The organism is Nocardia sp. NPDC004711 (genome assembly GCF_053601595.1).
The window spans coordinates 24,118-39,206 of record NZ_JBSGCB010000038.1; the positions used below are offsets into that span (position 1 = coordinate 24,118).

At 68.4% G+C, this 15,089-nt stretch carries 18 protein-coding genes; 8 read left to right on the forward strand and 10 right to left on the reverse strand.

The features are described 5' to 3' along the window. Positions 1-53: 53 nt before the first annotated feature. Positions 54-527 carry a hypothetical protein gene (locus ACWEKS_RS32535; protein ID WP_452343633.1) on the reverse strand — a complete coding sequence of 158 codons (474 nt, stop codon included), beginning with the start codon at positions 525-527 and terminating at the stop codon, positions 54-56. Positions 528-889: 362 nt separating this feature from the next. Between ACWEKS_RS32535 and ACWEKS_RS32540 the strand changes: the two genes are divergently transcribed. Together ACWEKS_RS32540 and ACWEKS_RS32545 are read left to right on the forward strand one after the other, a co-directional pair. Continuing rightward, positions 890-1,771 carry a helix-turn-helix domain-containing protein gene (locus tag ACWEKS_RS32540; protein ID WP_364607189.1) on the forward strand — a complete coding sequence of 294 codons (882 nt, stop codon included), beginning with the start codon at positions 890-892 and terminating at the stop codon, positions 1,769-1,771. After that, on the forward strand, positions 1,768-1,980 hold the full coding sequence (locus ACWEKS_RS32545) for a DUF397 domain-containing protein (protein WP_452343634.1): 213 nt from the start codon (positions 1,768-1,770) through the stop codon (positions 1,978-1,980). The genes ACWEKS_RS32540 and ACWEKS_RS32545 overlap by 4 nt, the downstream gene beginning before the upstream one ends. A 69-nt stretch (positions 1,981-2,049) precedes the next feature. Here ACWEKS_RS32545 and ACWEKS_RS32550 read toward each other — a convergent pair whose 3' ends face one another. The 8 genes from ACWEKS_RS32550 to ACWEKS_RS32585 form a co-directional block, all read right to left on the reverse strand. Continuing rightward, the gene (locus tag ACWEKS_RS32550; protein WP_452343635.1) at positions 2,050-2,382 is read right to left on the reverse strand and encodes a hemophore-related protein; all 333 of its coding nucleotides are present in this window, start codon (positions 2,380-2,382) and stop codon (positions 2,050-2,052) included. A 128-nt stretch (positions 2,383-2,510) separates the two neighbouring features. Next, positions 2,511-3,872, reverse strand: a complete 1,362-nt coding sequence (locus ACWEKS_RS32555) for a sensor histidine kinase (protein ID WP_452343636.1) — start codon at positions 3,870-3,872, stop codon at positions 2,511-2,513. After that, entirely contained in the window at positions 3,869-4,540 is a 672-nt protein-coding gene (locus ACWEKS_RS32560) for a response regulator transcription factor (protein WP_364607201.1), read from the reverse strand. Before ACWEKS_RS32560 ends, ACWEKS_RS32555 begins: the two co-directional genes overlap by 4 nt. Positions 4,541-4,599: 59 nt before the next feature. Continuing rightward, complete coding sequence (locus ACWEKS_RS32565) at positions 4,600-5,022, reverse strand: CBS domain-containing protein (RefSeq protein WP_364607204.1); 423 nt, start codon at positions 5,020-5,022, stop codon at positions 4,600-4,602. A 50-nt stretch (positions 5,023-5,072) separates the two neighbouring features. Beyond that, positions 5,073-5,783: an ABC transporter permease gene (locus tag ACWEKS_RS32570; RefSeq protein ID WP_452343637.1), complete on the reverse strand. Its 711-nt coding sequence runs from the start codon at positions 5,781-5,783 to the stop codon at positions 5,073-5,075. Positions 5,784-5,853: 70 nt separating this feature from the next. After that, a complete protein-coding gene (locus tag ACWEKS_RS32575) occupies positions 5,854-6,495 on the reverse strand; it encodes an ABC transporter permease (protein WP_452343638.1) in 642 nt (213 codons plus the stop codon). Continuing rightward, complete coding sequence (locus ACWEKS_RS32580; RefSeq protein ID WP_452343639.1) at positions 6,492-7,637, reverse strand: ABC transporter ATP-binding protein; 1,146 nt, start codon at positions 7,635-7,637, stop codon at positions 6,492-6,494. Before ACWEKS_RS32580 ends, ACWEKS_RS32575 begins: the two co-directional genes overlap by 4 nt. 15 nt (positions 7,638-7,652) lie before the next feature. After that, on the reverse strand, positions 7,653-8,549 hold the full coding sequence (locus ACWEKS_RS32585) for an ABC transporter substrate-binding protein (RefSeq protein WP_452343689.1): 897 nt from the start codon (positions 8,547-8,549) through the stop codon (positions 7,653-7,655). Positions 8,550-8,905: 356 nt separating this feature from the next. Here ACWEKS_RS32585 and ACWEKS_RS32590 point away from each other — a divergent pair, with 356 nt between their 5' ends. From ACWEKS_RS32590 to ACWEKS_RS32600, 3 genes are all read left to right on the forward strand, one after another. Then, complete coding sequence (locus ACWEKS_RS32590) at positions 8,906-9,880, forward strand: glycine betaine ABC transporter substrate-binding protein (protein ID WP_452343640.1); 975 nt, start codon at positions 8,906-8,908, stop codon at positions 9,878-9,880. A 175-nt stretch (positions 9,881-10,055) separates the two neighbouring features. Next, a complete protein-coding gene (locus ACWEKS_RS32595) occupies positions 10,056-10,718 on the forward strand; it encodes a Crp/Fnr family transcriptional regulator (protein ID WP_379394083.1) in 663 nt (220 codons plus the stop codon). Positions 10,719-10,835: 117 nt separating this feature from the next. Then, positions 10,836-10,994, forward strand: coding sequence for a hypothetical protein (locus ACWEKS_RS32600; protein WP_452343641.1), 159 nt, complete (start codon positions 10,836-10,838; stop codon positions 10,992-10,994). A 17-nt stretch (positions 10,995-11,011) separates the two neighbouring features. Here ACWEKS_RS32600 and ACWEKS_RS32605 read toward each other — a convergent pair whose 3' ends face one another. Further along, positions 11,012-11,638, reverse strand: a complete 627-nt coding sequence (locus ACWEKS_RS32605; RefSeq protein ID WP_452343642.1) for a TetR/AcrR family transcriptional regulator — start codon at positions 11,636-11,638, stop codon at positions 11,012-11,014. Between the two features lie 114 nt (positions 11,639-11,752). Here ACWEKS_RS32605 and ACWEKS_RS32610 point away from each other — a divergent pair, with 114 nt between their 5' ends. Genes ACWEKS_RS32610 through ACWEKS_RS32620 form a run of 3 tightly spaced genes read left to right on the forward strand, consistent with a single transcriptional unit; the run spans position 11,753 to position 15,079 of the window. After that, positions 11,753-13,273: a flavin-containing monooxygenase gene (locus ACWEKS_RS32610; RefSeq protein ID WP_452343643.1), complete on the forward strand. Its 1,521-nt coding sequence runs from the start codon at positions 11,753-11,755 to the stop codon at positions 13,271-13,273. Between the two features lie 32 nt (positions 13,274-13,305). After that, on the forward strand, positions 13,306-14,136 hold the full coding sequence (locus tag ACWEKS_RS32615; protein ID WP_452343644.1) for an SDR family NAD(P)-dependent oxidoreductase: 831 nt from the start codon (positions 13,306-13,308) through the stop codon (positions 14,134-14,136). A 28-nt stretch (positions 14,137-14,164) separates the two neighbouring features. Continuing rightward, the gene (locus ACWEKS_RS32620; RefSeq protein WP_452343645.1) at positions 14,165-15,079 is read left to right on the forward strand and encodes an alpha/beta hydrolase; all 915 of its coding nucleotides are present in this window, start codon (positions 14,165-14,167) and stop codon (positions 15,077-15,079) included. Positions 15,080-15,089 lie beyond the last annotated feature (10 nt).

Sequence of the window (15,089 nt, forward strand, 5' to 3'; positions counted from 1 at the left end):
ATGAAAGTTGTTGCGGTGGTGACTATTTCGGTGAGCATGAGGTCCTCTCGTGGCTAGGCGGGGTAGGTGCGGGGGATATCGCGGAGGACGATGCGGATCGCGCGCAGGACCGCCGTCATGGGCTGGAGCCGCTCCGAGTGCGGGTATCTGAACCAGTGGGGCTCGGGTCCGCTGGGCGGGAGCGTGGAGGGGAGGGTGATTTGCCTTCCCGGAGGCAGGAACTCGCATTGCGCGCGGCGGCGGAGATCGGCGGCGCAGCCGGTCATGTCGAGCGGGCTCGGGGCGGCCAGGAGGATCAGGCCGCCGCTGCCGGTGCCCTCGTCCAGGATCGGCGTGACCTTCTTGCTCCAGAACAGCTCATCGTCGATCAGCGCCGCCAGGCCGCTCGGCGCATTGATCGCGCTGACATCGCTGGTGGACAGCGTGATTCGGGTGCCCGATATCCGACAGGGCAGACCGTAGAGCTCCCGGTACAGCCACACCCGCCGTTCGACCGGAGTCTCACCGGTCATGCGTTGCACCGGCATGGTGAATTCCTTCCCGTGTCAGGTACTTTCGGGCGCTCTCCGCGCGCGGGCACGGCGGCTCGCAGTTGGCGTGGATCGCGCTGATGCCTTCGGCTCGCGCCCGGGTGATGGGGTGAATTGAACCGTTCTGGCAGTCGTCGTCGACCCAGGATCTCGTGTGCTCGGGCTCCTTGCTCGGTTGCTGGGTTGCCATGCATCAAGTGCATCGAGGCGACGAGGACTTGGGAAGTGAAAAGCGGGAATCCGGATTTTCTCACTGTTTCACCAGGATTCGACCCTCAGAGCGTGAGATGATTTTCCCGCTCCGGGAATCATCGCCGTCTCGGAGCGGGAAACATGATGACCCGAGAACGGGAAATTCCATGTCCGAAAGCGAAAGCACTCTCACCCGCCGCCAGCTCGGCCGGTACCTGAAGTCGGCCCGCGAGGAGGCGGGGTTCACTTTGGAACAGGCTGGCAGACAGATGGATTGGAGCAAGAGCAAGCTGCAGCGACATGAGGCCGGAGAGGTCGCGAAGATCCGCCGTCCCGATCTGGACCTCCTGATCCGGCTGTACCAGATAGACGATCGCCAGGCCGCGCACCTGAGGGGCCTCGCGGAAACCGCTGCCGGGAAATCATGGTGGCACGAGTTCAGCCGCGTTCTTCCGGAGGACTTCCGCATCTATGTGGATATGGAATCCGCTGCCACGATGCTGACGACCTACCAGCCCGACCTCATCCCCGGACTCCTCCAAACGCGTCCCTACGCACGCGTGCTGGCCTACACCGCTAACCCTGAGGACGGAGAAGCCGCTCTCGCAGGGCGATTGGAGTTGAAGGCGAGGCGGCAGCGCCTCCTCACGCACAACCTCAAGAAGCCTCAGCTGAACATGGTGCTCGGAGAAACTGCGTTGCGCAGAGTGATCGGCGGGCCGAAGATAATGGCAGACCAACTCAAACGTCTCGCCGAGGCAAGTACTTTGCCGAATGTGACCCTCCGCATCCTTCCGTTCTCCGCCGGGATGCCGACCGGTGATCAGACCGGACCATTCGTGATCATCGATTTCGGACCGGATGGACGTGGCCAGCCCATCGCGCCGACCACGATCTACAGCGAGGGCTACTCGAGCGACATGTACTCGGAGAAGCACGATGTCGTCGACCGCTACATCGAGGCGTACAGAGTCCTCCAGCGGGCTGCGCTGGATGAGTCGAGCAGCAGAGATCTGGTGCGCGAGATAGCAAGGGAGTACAACGCGTGAACTACGAACTCAACGGCGCACGTTGGTTCAAGAGCAGCAGAAGCGGCGGCAGTAAGGAGTGCGTCGAGGCCGCGTTTCTGGTCGGGGGCCGGGTCGGTGTCCGTGACTCCAAGAATCCCGGTGGGCCGGCTCATGTCTTCACCGCCGGTCAGTGGGATGCGTTCGTGGGCGCGGTCATGGCGGGGAAGTTCGATCTGTCCCGCGTTTGATCGATCGGAAGCGCGCCGAAATACGCACGGGGCCCGGTCATTTCGACCGGGCCCGTACGTGGTGACCGCTTACTTGTGGCGTCCGCAGGCCTTGTGGTAGTCGATCACGGCCTGGCGGGCGGCCTTGAGGTCCTGCGCCTCCTGCGGGTTGGCCTGCCGCCACGCCTGCCGTTCGGCGCGGCGCTGGTCCTTGGGCAGGCTCTTCACCTTGGCGATCTCGGCGGCCACATCCGGGTGCTGCGCCAGGTAGGCGGCCACCTTGGGGGCGGCGTCCGCGCGGGCCGCGGCGGCGGCCTGCGGGCTGCACTGCGGCGTGTCCGCGGAGGCGGTGCCCGGCACGGCCAGGGCGATGGCGGCCGCTCCGGCGGCGCCGACCAGGGCCGCGGCAAGGGTGCGTTTCATTCTCACTCCAGGTTCGTGGGTTGTGGTCCCCACCGAATCTGCCCGCGAAAGCTGAAGGCGGCCTGAATCGGCCGGCCATCTTCAGGTGATCTTCAGCCACACCCTGGCAACCTCGGCAACCCCGGTGATCACGGGCGAGCCGGCGGTGCGCTGCGGGGCAGGCGGAGGACGAAGACGGCTCCGGTCGTGCCGGGGGCGGGGTCGGCACAGGTCAGGTCGCCGCCGTGCGCCCGGGCCAGGCCGCGCGCGATGGCCAGGCCCAGACCCGATCCGTCCGGGCGATGGTGGCGGGCATCGTCGAGACGGACCAGGCGGTCGAAGATACGCTCGCGATCCCCGGCCGGAATGCCGGGGCCGCTGTCGGAGACGACGACGTCGACGGCATCGGCATACGCGCGCAGCTCGACGGTGACGCAGCCGTCGTCCTTCATGGCCTGGCAGGCATTGCTGCACAGGTTGGTCAGAATCTGGGTGATGCGCTCGGGATCGGCGGGCACCGTGGCCGCCTCGCCCGTGAGCCGGAATTCGGTATGCGGGTGCAGCATTCGCATGCGGTCCAGATGTGTGGCGGTCAGCTCGTACAGGTCCACCGGTTCGAGCCGGAGCTGCAGGCCGGCGTCGATGCGGGCCAGGTCCAGCAGGTCGTCGACCAGGCGGCCCGCGCGCTGGGTCTCGCGGACCAGGAGCAGCAGCATGCGCTGGCGGTCCTCGGGATCGGTGTCCGCGGGCTGCTGGAACACCGCCTCGGCCAGCGAGCGCACGCCGGTGATGGGGGTGCGCAGTTCGTGGGCGGCGTCGCCGACGAACACCCGGATGCGCTGTTCGGAGGCGCGGGCGCGGGCCTCGGCGGCGGCGGTATCGCGCAGCGCGCCCTCCAGGGCATCGAGCATCTCGTCGAAAGCGGCTGCGGTGCGGCCCAATTCGGTATCGGTGCGGGATGGTTCGAGGCGGCGGCCGAGGTGGCCGTGCGCGATATCGCGGGCCAGCCGGGTCATGGCGTCCAGGGGCGCGAGCGCACGGCGCACCCCGAGCCAGAGCCCGAGCGCGATCACCGCGATGGCCCCGGTGGTGGCCAGGGCCAGCAGCAGTCCCAGCCGCGACTGCACCCGGGCGATCAGCGGCGTGTCCACCTGCAGGGTGAGCCGGCTGTCGTTGAGCGTCCCGGGCCCGGTGAGTTTGATGAGGCGGGTCTTGGTGGTGCTGTCCTCCGCCAGCCGGTGGTCGAGGCTGCCGAAGGTGCGTCCGTCGGGCAGCACCAGCCGGACCCGCACCGAATGCGTGTCCACCCGGGTGATCAGGTTCTCCGGCGAAACCCCTTCCTGCGCGAGCTGCCTGGCCAGCTGGGCACGGTCGGTGAGCACGGTGTTCTCGCTGCGGGTCACCACCACCCCGAACAGCGCGTGCACGCTCAGCGCGACCAGCACCAGGACGATGCCGGAAACCAGTGCGGCCGTGAGGGTTACGCGGCTGCGCAGCGAGACCGTCCTCACCGCGGCACCCGCAGCGTGTAGCCGAGGCCGCGCACGGTGTGCACCACCCGCTCACCGTGTTCCTCGAGTTTGCGGCGCAGCGCGCTCACGTGCACCTCGACCAGGTTGGGGTCGTAGTCCTCGTATCCCCAGACGGCCGTGAGGATCTGGGTCTTGGTGAGCACCCGGTCCCGCTGCGCGGCCAGGTAGGCCAGCAGCTTGAATTCGGTGGCGGTGAGGGTGAGCTCGTGCCCGGCCCGCCGTGCGCCGCCGGCGTCCACGTCCACCTCGAGGTCGCCGATCACGATGCGGCTCTGGAGTTTTCCCATCCGCCGCAGCAGCGCGTCCACCCGCGCCACCAGTTCGACGAGGTCGAAGGGTTTCACCACGTAGTCGTCGGAGCCGGCGCGCAGTCCGCGCACCCGGTCCTCGACGCCGTCGCGGGCGGTGAGCATGACCACCCCCGCCGCCGAGCGGGCCCGCACCGATTCCAGCAGGGCGAAGCCGTCGCGGCCGGGCAGCATCACATCGAGGACCACGACATCGGGCCGGAACTGGGCCAGGTCCTGTTCCAGCAGGCCGCCGTCCGCACGGGTGAGCACCTCGTGCCCGGCGGCGGACAGTCCGGCTCCTACCGCGGCCCGAATAGCCTCGGCGTCTTCGATGACAAGAATGCGTCCCGGTTGCACCCGGCAATTCTCAGGCCTGCGCCTGTGAATCCGCTGCGAACCGGGACGCCTCCCTGGTTCTAGTGCGGGACAGCCACGGCGGTGATGAATTCCGCCAGCTGCTTGTCGGTGATGTTCTTCGCGAGGTCGGACTCACAGATCATGCCGACCAATTGATTGCCCTTGCGCATGTCGAGCACCGGCATGCGCTTGATCTGGTTCTGCTCCATGACGTCCAGGACGGTACTCATATCCGTGTCGACATCGACCGACCACACGCGGCCCTGGGCCAGGTCACCGGCCCGGACCCGGCTGGGGTCGTGTCCCATGGCGACGCAGTGCACGACGATGTCACGGTCGGTGAGCATGCCGATCAGCGTGTCGCCCTCACAGATGGGGAGCGCGCCGACGTCCATGTTGCGCATCAGCTGAGCGGCGCGATCCAGGGTTTCATCAGCGGGGATGCATTCCGCACTCCGGTGCATGATGTCGCGAGCCTTCACTGCAACCTCCTGTCTCGGGATGGGTGTGCCAGGAGACATCGTGACCCCGATCACACCGGAAGGTCAATGCGCACGTTTCGGAAGCGACCCGTGACCCGGCGCAACCGGCCGGTTCCCGGCACGCTCAGCCACACCACGAACGCCAGCAGACCGTCCAGAATCAGCGCCAGCGCGGCCACCAGGATCGCGCCCACGAGCACCTTGTCGTAGCGGTAGAGGCTGATGCCGTCGAAGATGTAGCGGCCCAGCCCGCCCAGGTTCACGTACGCGGCGATGGTCGCGGTCGCCACCACCTGCAGGGTGGCCGCGCGCAGGCCGCTGAGCAGCACCGGCATGGCATTGGGCAGCTCGACCCGCAGCAGCACCCGGGGCTCGCTCATGCCCACGGCCCACGAGGCGTCGACCACGATCGGGTCCACATTCGCGATGCCCGCGTACGCGCCCGCCAGCAGCGGCGGAATGCCGACGGTGAGCAGCGCCAGCAGCGGCGGGGTCAGGCCCAGACCCATCAGCAGCACCACGAAGGTCAGCACGCCCAGGGTCGGCAGCGCGCGCATGGAGTTGGCGAAGCCGACGATGACGGCCGACCCGCGGCGGGTGTGCCCGATCAGCAGGCCGATCGGCACCGCGATCACGGCCGACAGGCCCACGGCCAGCAGGCTGTACCAGAGGTGCTCGAGAATGCGGCGCCCGATGCCGGCCGGGCCGGACCAGTTCGCGCCGTCGGTGAGGAAGTGCCAGGCATCCAGGAAGAGGTTCATGCTGACTCCATTCGGCATGGGCGGGGCTGCTGCGTGGTTACCCGAGCTGCCTCCTCCGCGGCCTGACCGCTCATGCCGCACGCCCTTTCAGCCACGGTGTCGCCACCCGGCCGAGCAGATACAGCAGGCGATCCACGATCAGGGCCAGCACCAGCACCACGATGATGCCCGCGACGATCTCGTCGGGATAGTCGCGCTGATAGCCCTGGGTGAAGAGCTTGCCGAGCCCGCCGACGCCGATCAGCGCGCCGACGGTCACCATCGAGATATTGGTGACGGCCACGACCCGCAGGTTGGCCATGAAAACCGGTAGGGCGAGCGGGAAGTCGACGGTGAGCACCCGCCGCCAGCGCGGGTAGCCGATGGCGTCGGCGGCGTCGAGGGTGTCGGCGGGCACCGAATCCAGGGCGGTGGGGACCGCCGTGATGAGCAGCGCCACCGAGTAGATGGTCAGCGCGATAACCACATTCAGCGGATCGATGACGCCGAGGCCCAGCAGCGGCGGCAGAATGACGAACAGCGCCAGCGACGGAATCGTGTACGCGACACTGGCCACCGTGGTGGTGACCCGCCGCAGCCAGCGCGCCCGATGCGCCAGCGCGCCCGCCGGGATCGCGATCACCAGGCCCAGCAGCAGCGGCAGCAGGGCCAGATACAGATGGGTGCGGGCGTATCCGGCGATCTCGTCGAAATTGTCGATCAGGTACCTCACCGGGGCTCCTCGAAGAAGACCCGATTGCGTTCGGCCTCCTCGGCGGTGCGCTGCCGGTGCAGCTGCTCCAGCACGTCGCGCGCGTAGATCGCGCCCACCGCCGCCCCGGAATCATCCACCGCCACACCGATTTCCGACGGCGAGGAGATGGCGGAGTCGAGCGCCTGGCGCAGATCGCCGTCCTGCGGGAAGAGCGAGCCGCCCGCGGCCATGCTGTCGGTCAGCGCGTGCCCGGCGCGCACGCCCTCCACGCCGGTGGTGTCGATCCAGCCCATGGGCCGCTTGGCCCGATCGATGACCAGCCGCCATTCGCCCAGCGCCAGCCGGACGCCGGGCACCTCGTCCGGCGTGACCGTCGAGAGTTCGTGCAGCGGAACGGTATCGGCGGTCCGGAAGGACAGCTCCCGGTAGCCGCGGTCGCGGCCCACGAAGCCGGCCACGAAATCGGTGGCGGGCTGGGCGAGTACGGTCCGCGGCATATCGTGCTGCTGGAGGTGGCCGCCGGGGCCGAAGACGGCGATGTGGTCGCCGAGCTTGATGGCCTCGTCGATGTCATGGGTGACGAAGACGATGGTCTTGTGCAGTTCGGCCTGCAGCCGCAGCATCTCGTTCTGGAGTTCGGTGCGCACCACCGGGTCGACGGCGCTGAAGGGTTCGTCCATCAGCAGGATCGGCGGGTCCGCGGCCAGCGCCCGGGCCACGCCCACACGCTGCTGCTGGCCACCCGACAGCTGCGCCGGATAGCGTTGCGCCAGGCCGCGATCCAGGCCGACCCGATCCATCACCTCGAGCGCCGCCCGGCGGGCCGCGCGACGGGACTGCCCGCGCAGCACCGGCACGGTGGCCACATTGTCGACCACGGTGCGGTGCGGCAGCAGGCCCGCGTTCTGGATCACGTAGCCGATGCCGAGCCGCAGCTCGACCGGATTGCTGCGCGAGATGTCCTGCCCGCCAACGGTGATGGTGCCCGTGGTGGGGCCGATCATGCGGTTGATCATGCGCATGGAGGTGGTCTTGCCGCAGCCGGACGGCCCGACGAACACGGTGAACGACCCGGATTCGATGCGCAGGTCGAGGTCGTGGACGGCGGTGGTGCCGTCCGGATACGTCTTGCTGACGCCGGTGAATTCGATGTCGGACACCGTGTTCGGCCCTCCCTAGGCGATCGGCTTGTCCAGCCCCTGCGCGGCCACCCACTGCTTGGCGGCGGCGGCCGGTTCGGTCTTGCTGCTGCCGGAGACGGCGGTATTGAGCGAGATGAGTTCGGCGGTGGTCAGTTTCGCCGAGACCGCGTCGAGCACCTTCGTCAGCTTGTCGCTCTTCTTGGCGGTGTTGTAGAGCGGCGCCACGTTCTGCGGCGGGAAGTTGTGCTTCGGGTCGGTCAGCACCACCAGGTTGTTGGCGGCGATGGCGGGGGAGGTGGTGAAGATGTCGGCCGCGGTGACCTGGCCCTCGGTCAGGGCCTTCACGGTGGCGGGGCCGCCGCCGTCGGCGATCGGCACGAAGTTCGCGGCCGCGATGTCCAGGCCGTAGTTCTTCTTCAGGCCGGGCAGGCCGCCGGGGCGCTCGGAGAACTCCGCGGGCGCGGCCAGTTTCACCTCGGCCGAGTGCGCGGCCAGGTCGGCGATGCTCGTCAGGTTCCACTTGTCGGCGGTGGCCTTGGTGACCACGACGGCGTCGGAGTCCTCACCGGGCGCGGGGGTGCCGATGGCGAGCTGATCGCCGAGGGCCTTCGCCAGTGCCGCGTTCACCTCGTCCGGGGTGGTGGCGGTGCTCGACTTGTCCAGGTACTGCAGCAGATTGCCGGTGTAGTCCGGGATGAGAGTGATGGCGCACTGCTTCAGCGCGGGGACGTAGGCTTCGCGGCTGCCGATATTGAGCTTGGTGTCGATGCCGAAACCATTGGTACGCAAGGCTTCCGCGTAGACATCGGCCACCGTCTCGGATTCCGGGAAATTGGCCGAGCCGACCGTCACCTTGTTGGCGTCGCTGCCGCAGTCGCCGCCACCGCCGAGCGGATTGGACTTGGAGCCGCCACAGGCGGACAGCGCCATGGCCGCGGCCAGCGCCACCGACGCGGCCAGAATTCGGAGTACGGTCCGGGCGGTGCGCCTGCCGTCGGCGCGGGTGGTGATGAGCGAGTGCACTGTCGTCCTTCCGAGCGGGGTGCCTGCGCGGGCGGGGCGGATTCCACCCCTGAAACAGACTCAACTGTCCATATTGCCCGGCTGTTCCTGCGAACGTCGCCTACCTGTGGTCGGTTTCGGCATTTGGCGGATATGGTCGAGCCATCCTGCCGGGTCGTTTCCAGCGGCGGAACCTCTCGGCTCGAGCTGCGCGGAACTCCGCCGTGCGCTCATGCGCGGGTCGGTTTCGCACGGGGGAGGGGTGGGGCGGCAGACTGTTGCGCGTGTCCGGCACAGACTCCTCCGCACCGCGCGCCCTCGGCCGTCGCGCCCGCTCGCTCCGCCTCGCGCGGCGGCCCCGCCTCGGGTCGGCGCTGCTGGTCGTCGCGGTCGCCGCGGCCGCGGTGGCCTGCGGCAGCTCGGGCACCGGACCGGTATTGACGGTGGGAGCGGGGAATTCGGCGGAATCGATGATGATCGCCGAGATCTACGCGGGCGCGCTGGCCCGCACCGGACTGCGCACCCGGGTCGAGGATCGGATCGGACAGCGCACCGATCTGCTCGCGGCCCTCGACGCCGACCGGATCGCGCTGTTCGGCGATATCAGCGGAGATCTGCTGACCGCCCTGGACTCCACCGCGACCGCCACCAAACCGGACGAGGTGAATGCTGCTCTGTCCAAGGCGCTTCCGGAGGGCGTCGTCGACTCCGATGCCGCCGACGGCACCGACCTGCGCCCCACCGTGGTCGCCGCCGCCGCCCGCCCCGACGGCCTGCCGTCCTCGCTGCGGGACCTGGGCTCGCGTTGCGCCGAACTCACCATCGGCATCGACACCGGCGCGCCGCTGGACGCCCTGCGTGCCCCGCTCGACCCGCAACGCGACGTCCTGGACCCGCTGCGCACCGTCTACCACTGCGCGATCACCCACCCGGTCACCTTCGACACCGACACCGACCTGCGAAAAGCCCTCTCCGACGGGGAAATCCAGCTGGCCGTCCTGCCCGGCCCGCCCGCCTTGCTCCCCGATGGCGGCGCCGACCTCGCCCCACTCGCCGACCCCGACTACGCCTTCCGCGCCGCCATGGTCCTCCCGGTCATCCGCAAATCCGCCCTGACCGACCAGCAAGTCCGCAAACTCAACTACGTCGCCGGCGAACTCACCACCACCGACCTGGCCGACATGATCCACCAGGTCCGCGACCAGGGCGCGGTCCCCGCCGCCGTCGCCCGGGTCTGGCTCGACGCGCACGCGCTGTGACCCCCGTCCGGTCGTGAATCCGTAACACCTCGGCGTCCGCTGCGTCGCAACCGGTTTCGCTCGCCTACCGTGGATGGATCGGGGCAGCTTCCACGGCGGTACGGAACCGGATACGACTGTGAACCCACCAGGCGGCGGGCATCTGGGCGATTGGCCCTGGCCTACGGGGACTTTCATGGAACGGCTGTGTGCGCGCAGCCGCCAGGACCTGCTCCAGCTCGGCGTGCAGACCTACTGCCCGCCGGGCACCGTGCTCATGCGCCAGGGCGAACCCGGCACCACGGTGTACCTGCTGCGCTCGCGGGATCGCACGCTGTCGGCGTGCGTGAAGATCACCGCGGCCGACGGCAAGCTCTTCGCGATCCGGGTCAGCGGCGACGTGATCGGCGAACTGGGTGCGCTGGTACCGGATTCGCCACGGTCCAATACCGCGACAGTGTGCACCGCCACCATCGCGCACCGCATTCCGGGATCGGTGTTCATGGCGTTCCTGGAATCCCATCCGGACGGTTCGCTGGTGCTGTGCCGCTCGCTGGCGGATCGGCTGGCCTGGTCCGATCAGCGCCGCCTGGACTTCGGCGGCTGCCACGTGCACATCCGGCTCGCCCGCCTGCTGGTCGAATTCGTCGAATCCTGTGGGCGGCCCGCGGAAGCGGGGTGGGAGATCACCGTGCGACTGTCCTACGAGGAGCTCGGCAATCTCGTCGGCGCGGGTGTGGACGCGGTCGGGCTGGCCATGCGCGAGATGCGGGAGGCCGACCTGGTGCGCCTGAACAACCGGCACGTCCACGTCCGGGACCTCGAAAAACTGCGTCGATTCGCGGAATTGGATGAGTGATTTCCGAAATCCTGCTGAGAGACCTGATTTTTCAGGCGTTCGTACACCCGCACCGTGTCACCCTCGAGGAGTCTCCCCATCATGGATCTGGGGCAAAACCCTCGGGAGGTGTGACCGATGTCGGCACCCGAAATACCGTCCGGATGTGCAGCGGTCGACGAGCTCTATCGCGCACTGACCCTTGTCCACAGCTCAGTGGCGGCCGCGCTCATCGTCGCTGCCGTGACGGGGCGGTGGCCGGACCGGGACGAGCCGGCCACCGTGTTCGCGGTCTGAGTTCGTCAGTTCCCGCGTCACTGTCGCAGGGCCGCAGCGAGATCCGCGTTGAGGGCCAGGGCCGGGAGGGAGGCGACGAGCATGTCGACCAGGGACTCCCGGGTGATGGGTTCCTCGCGGAGCCAGGTCAGGGTGGTTTCCTCGACGAAGGCGATCCAGCCGCGAACGGCCAGGCCCAGGCGGGGGCGGTCGGGGTCCTCGGCGGGGATGGGGGCCTCGGCGATGATGCGGTCCACCAGGGCCATGCGGGTGGCGTCGACCAGGGCGACCAGTTCGGGGCTGGCGCTGGCCGGGCCGCGGAGCAGGGCCAGGTAGGACGTGCGGTTCTCGGTGACGTAGTCGATGTAGCGCTCGACCGAGTCACGGAGCATGTCGAACAGCGCCAGCGTCGGGTCGGGCGAGGTGCGTTCCAGCAGTTCGGCATTGGCGTGCTGGATGATCGCCAGGTGGAAATCCTGCTTGGTGGGGAAGTAGTGGAACAGTAGGCCGCGCGAGATGCCGGCCTGCTCGGCGATCTCGCCGATGGAGATGTCGTCCAGGGCACGCTCACCCAGCATGCGGGCGCCGAGTGTGATCAACTGCTCGCGACGTTCGGCGGGGCTCAGACGCACGCGTTTGCCCCGGCTGTCCGGTCTGCTGCTCACGGCGCGCTCCTTGGTCATCGGTCCAACGTCAGGCCATCTTGTCATGTCCCAGGCCTTACTGAACGTGAGTCAATACTGTTGACTCCCGCTCAATAAGACCCTACGCTCGGATACATGAGTCGCAAGGTTACAGACAAAGCTGTCGGCAACCGGTCGGTCCGGCACTCCCGCGTGATCATCGTCGGCAGCGGGTTCTCGGGCCTGGGCCTGGCCATCCGGCTGAGCCAGCAGGGGCGCACCGACTACCTCGTGCTGGAGCGTGGCAGCGATGTCGGCGGCACCTGGCGCGACAACACCTACCCGGGCGCGGCCTGCGACGTGCCCTCCCAGCTGTACTCCTACTCGTTCGCGCTCAACCCGGACTGGTCCCGCTCGTTCTCCAAGCAGCCGGAGATCCAGCGCTACATCCAGGGCGTCGCCGACAAGTACGGCGTGCGCGACCGGCACATCTTCGACTGCGAGATGACCGGCGCCCGGTGGAACGCCGAAGACGCCCGCTGGGAGCTCCAGACCAGCCAGGGCCCCTTCACCGCCGACATCCTGGTCTCCGCCGTCGGCGCGCTCTGCGAGCCCAACCTGCCGGACATCAAGGGCATCAACGACTTCCAGGGCGAGATCTTCCACTCCGCCCGCTGGAACCACGACTCCGACCTGACCGGCAAGCGCGTCGCCGTCATCGGCACCGGCGCCTCCGCCATCCAGATCGTCCCCAGCATCGCCCGCCAGGTCGCGCACCTGGACGTCTACCAGCGCACCGCGCCCTGGCTGCTGCCCCGCGTGGACCGCGAGTACCTGGCCCCGGAGAAGTTCGCGCTCAAGCACATTCCCGCGCTGCGCAGCCTCTACCGCGCCGGGATCTACGCCGCCCGCGAGACCCAGGTGGTCGGGCTGGCCAAGTTCCCGCCCGCCATGCTCGGCCTCGAGGCCGTCGCCCGCGCCAAGCTGTTCGCCGAGGTGCGCGATCCGGAGCTGCGCCGCAAGGTCACCCCGAACTTCCGCATCGGCTGCAAGCGCATGCTGATCTCCAACGAGTACTACCCGGCGCTGAGCCGCGACAATGTCGACGTGGTGACCGACGGGATCAAGGAGATCCGTCCGGGCTCCATCGTCACCAAGGACGGCGCCGAGCGCGAGGTCGACGCCATCGTCGTGGCCACCGGCTTCCACGTCACCGACTCGCCGGTCTACGACACCGTCACCGGCCGCGACGGCCGCACGCTCTCCGAGGTCTTCGACGCCATCGGCCAGCAGGGCTACAAGGGCTCGGCCATCAACAACTACCCCAACATGTTCTTCATGCTGGGCCCGAACGTGGGCCTGGGGCACACCTCGATGGTGTTCATGCTGGAGTCGCAGATCAACTACATCTCCGACGCCATCGCGCAGTTCGACAAGCTGCGCCTGCGTACCGTCGAGGTCCGCAAGGACGCGCAGGACGAATACAACGCCGGCCTGCAGCGCAAACTGGAAGGTGCGGTGTGGAGCACCGGCGGCTGCGCCTCCTGGTATCTCGACAAGCACGGCAACAACACCACACTGTGGCCGGATTTCACCTTCCGGTTCCGCACTCTGCTCGAGCACTTCGATGTCTCGGCGTACGACACGACCACCGAGCCTGTCGCACAGGCCGACTAGTCACCCAACCCAGACAACCGAAGGCGATAACCGTGAGCAATGACGCTTACTTCAAGGACAAGGTCTGCGTGATCACCGGCGCGGGTTCCGGCATCGGCCGCGCCCTGGCGGAGAACCTGGCCCGGCGTGGCGCGCACCTGGCGCTGTCCGACATCGATGCCGAGGGCCTCGCCGAAACCGTGCGACGCTGCGAGAAATACGGCGTCGAGATCAAATCCGACCGGCTCAATGTGGCCGAGCGAGAGGCCGTGCTGCTCTACGCCGACGAGGTGAAGAAGCACTTCGGCAAGGTCAACCAGATCTACAACAATGCCGGTATCGCCCACCACGGCGATGTGCTCGACACCGCCTTCAAGGACATCGAGCGCATCATGGACGTCGACTTCTGGGGCGTCGTCAACGGCACCAAGGCGTTCCTGCCGTTCCTCATCGAATCCGGCGACGGCCACGTGGTGAACGTGTCCAGCCTCTTCGGCCTGATCGCGGTCCCCGGCCAGAGTGCCTACAACTCGGCCAAATTCGCGGTCCGCGGCTTCACCGAGGCGCTGCGCCAGGAAATGCTCATCAACGGCACCCCGGTCAAGGTGACCTGCGTGCACCCCGGCGGCATCAAGACCGCCGTCGCCCGCAATGCCACCGTCGCCGAGGGCCTCAACCAGAAGAACGTGGCCGCCCTCTTCGACAGCAAGCTGGCCCTGCACACCCCCGAGATGGCCGCGCAGACCATTACCGAGGCCGTCCGCAAGGGCCACGGCCGGGTGCTCATCGGCTGGGAGGCCAAGGCGCTCGACCTGTTCGTGCGCACCACCGCCTCGTACTACCAGCGCATCTCCGCCGTGGTGCAGAAGCGCTTCCTGCCGTAAGCCAGAGACGAATAAAGGACGCTCGGTCATGCCCGATGTGACACTGCCGTTGCCCATCGTCCGCGCCGCGTTGAGTCCGCTCTTCCGGATCGTGCTCAACCGCCGGCTGCCCTTCGGCGTCCAACGGGCGCTGATGGATTGGGGCTCGGTGGCGCAGCGCGCGCCGCGGGGCACCCACGTGGAGCACGTCGAACTCGGTGGCCGCCCGGCCGAACGCGTGACGGTCGGGCCGGTCTCCGACAACGCCACCGTGCTGTACCTGCACGGCGGCGGTTACACCGTCTGCTCGCCGGCCACACACCGGTCGCTGGCGGCCTATCTGGCGCGGGAAACCGGTTGCGCCGTCCAGGTTCTGGACTACCGGCTGGCTCCCGAGCATCCGTTCCCGGCGGCGCTCGATGATGCCGAGGCGGCCTTCCTGGACCTGGTGGCCGCCGGCTACCGGCCGGAACGCATTGCGGTGGCCGGTGATTCGGCCGGCGGCGGGCTCTCGCTGGCGCTGGCGCTGCGGCTGCGCGACCGGCACCGGCTGGTTCCGGCCGCACTCGGCCTGATCGCGCCCTGGGCCGACCCGAACGAGCTACCGGTCCGGGACCGCGATCTGGTCATCAACAAGCCGTGGTCGCGGGCCTGTGCCGCCGCCTATCTGGGTGCGGGCGACTGCACCGACTCCGGGTACGCGCCGCTGCTTGCCGACCTGTCCGGGCTGCCGTCCACCTATGTCCAGGCCGACGTGGACGAACTGCTGCACGCCCAGTGCACGCGGCTGGTCGCGCAGCTGCGGGCGGCCGGGGTGCCGGCCGAGTTCACCGAGACCCGCGGACTGTGGCACGTCGCCCAGTTGCAGGCGAGTCTCGTGGCCCCCGCCGCGGCCGTGACCGCCGAGCTCGGGCAGTTCCTCCGGCATGCTCTTCGACCAGCACAGAGCCGGTCAATAGGATAGGGAAAAGACA

Coding starts and splice junctions, on each gene's coding strand:
- ACWEKS_RS32535 (WP_452343633.1), bottom strand. CDS start 527: ATGCCGGTGCAACGCATGACCGGTGAGACTCCGGTCGAACGGCGGGTG.
- ACWEKS_RS32540 (WP_364607189.1), top strand. CDS start 890: ATGTCCGAAAGCGAAAGCACTCTCACCCGCCGCCAGCTCGGCCGGTAC.
- ACWEKS_RS32550 (WP_452343635.1), bottom strand. CDS start 2,382: ATGAAACGCACCCTTGCCGCGGCCCTGGTCGGCGCCGCCGGAGCGGCC.
- ACWEKS_RS32570 (WP_452343637.1), bottom strand. CDS start 5,783: ATGAACCTCTTCCTGGATGCCTGGCACTTCCTCACCGACGGCGCGAAC.
- ACWEKS_RS32585 (WP_452343689.1), bottom strand. CDS start 8,549: ATGGCGCTGTCCGCCTGTGGCGGCTCCAAGTCCAATCCGCTCGGCGGT.
- ACWEKS_RS32595 (WP_379394083.1), top strand. CDS start 10,056: ATGGAACGGCTGTGTGCGCGCAGCCGCCAGGACCTGCTCCAGCTCGGC.
- ACWEKS_RS32600 (WP_452343641.1), top strand. CDS start 10,836: ATGTCGGCACCCGAAATACCGTCCGGATGTGCAGCGGTCGACGAGCTC.
- ACWEKS_RS32610 (WP_452343643.1), top strand. CDS start 11,753: ATGAGTCGCAAGGTTACAGACAAAGCTGTCGGCAACCGGTCGGTCCGG.
- ACWEKS_RS32620 (WP_452343645.1), top strand. CDS start 14,165: ATGCCCGATGTGACACTGCCGTTGCCCATCGTCCGCGCCGCGTTGAGT.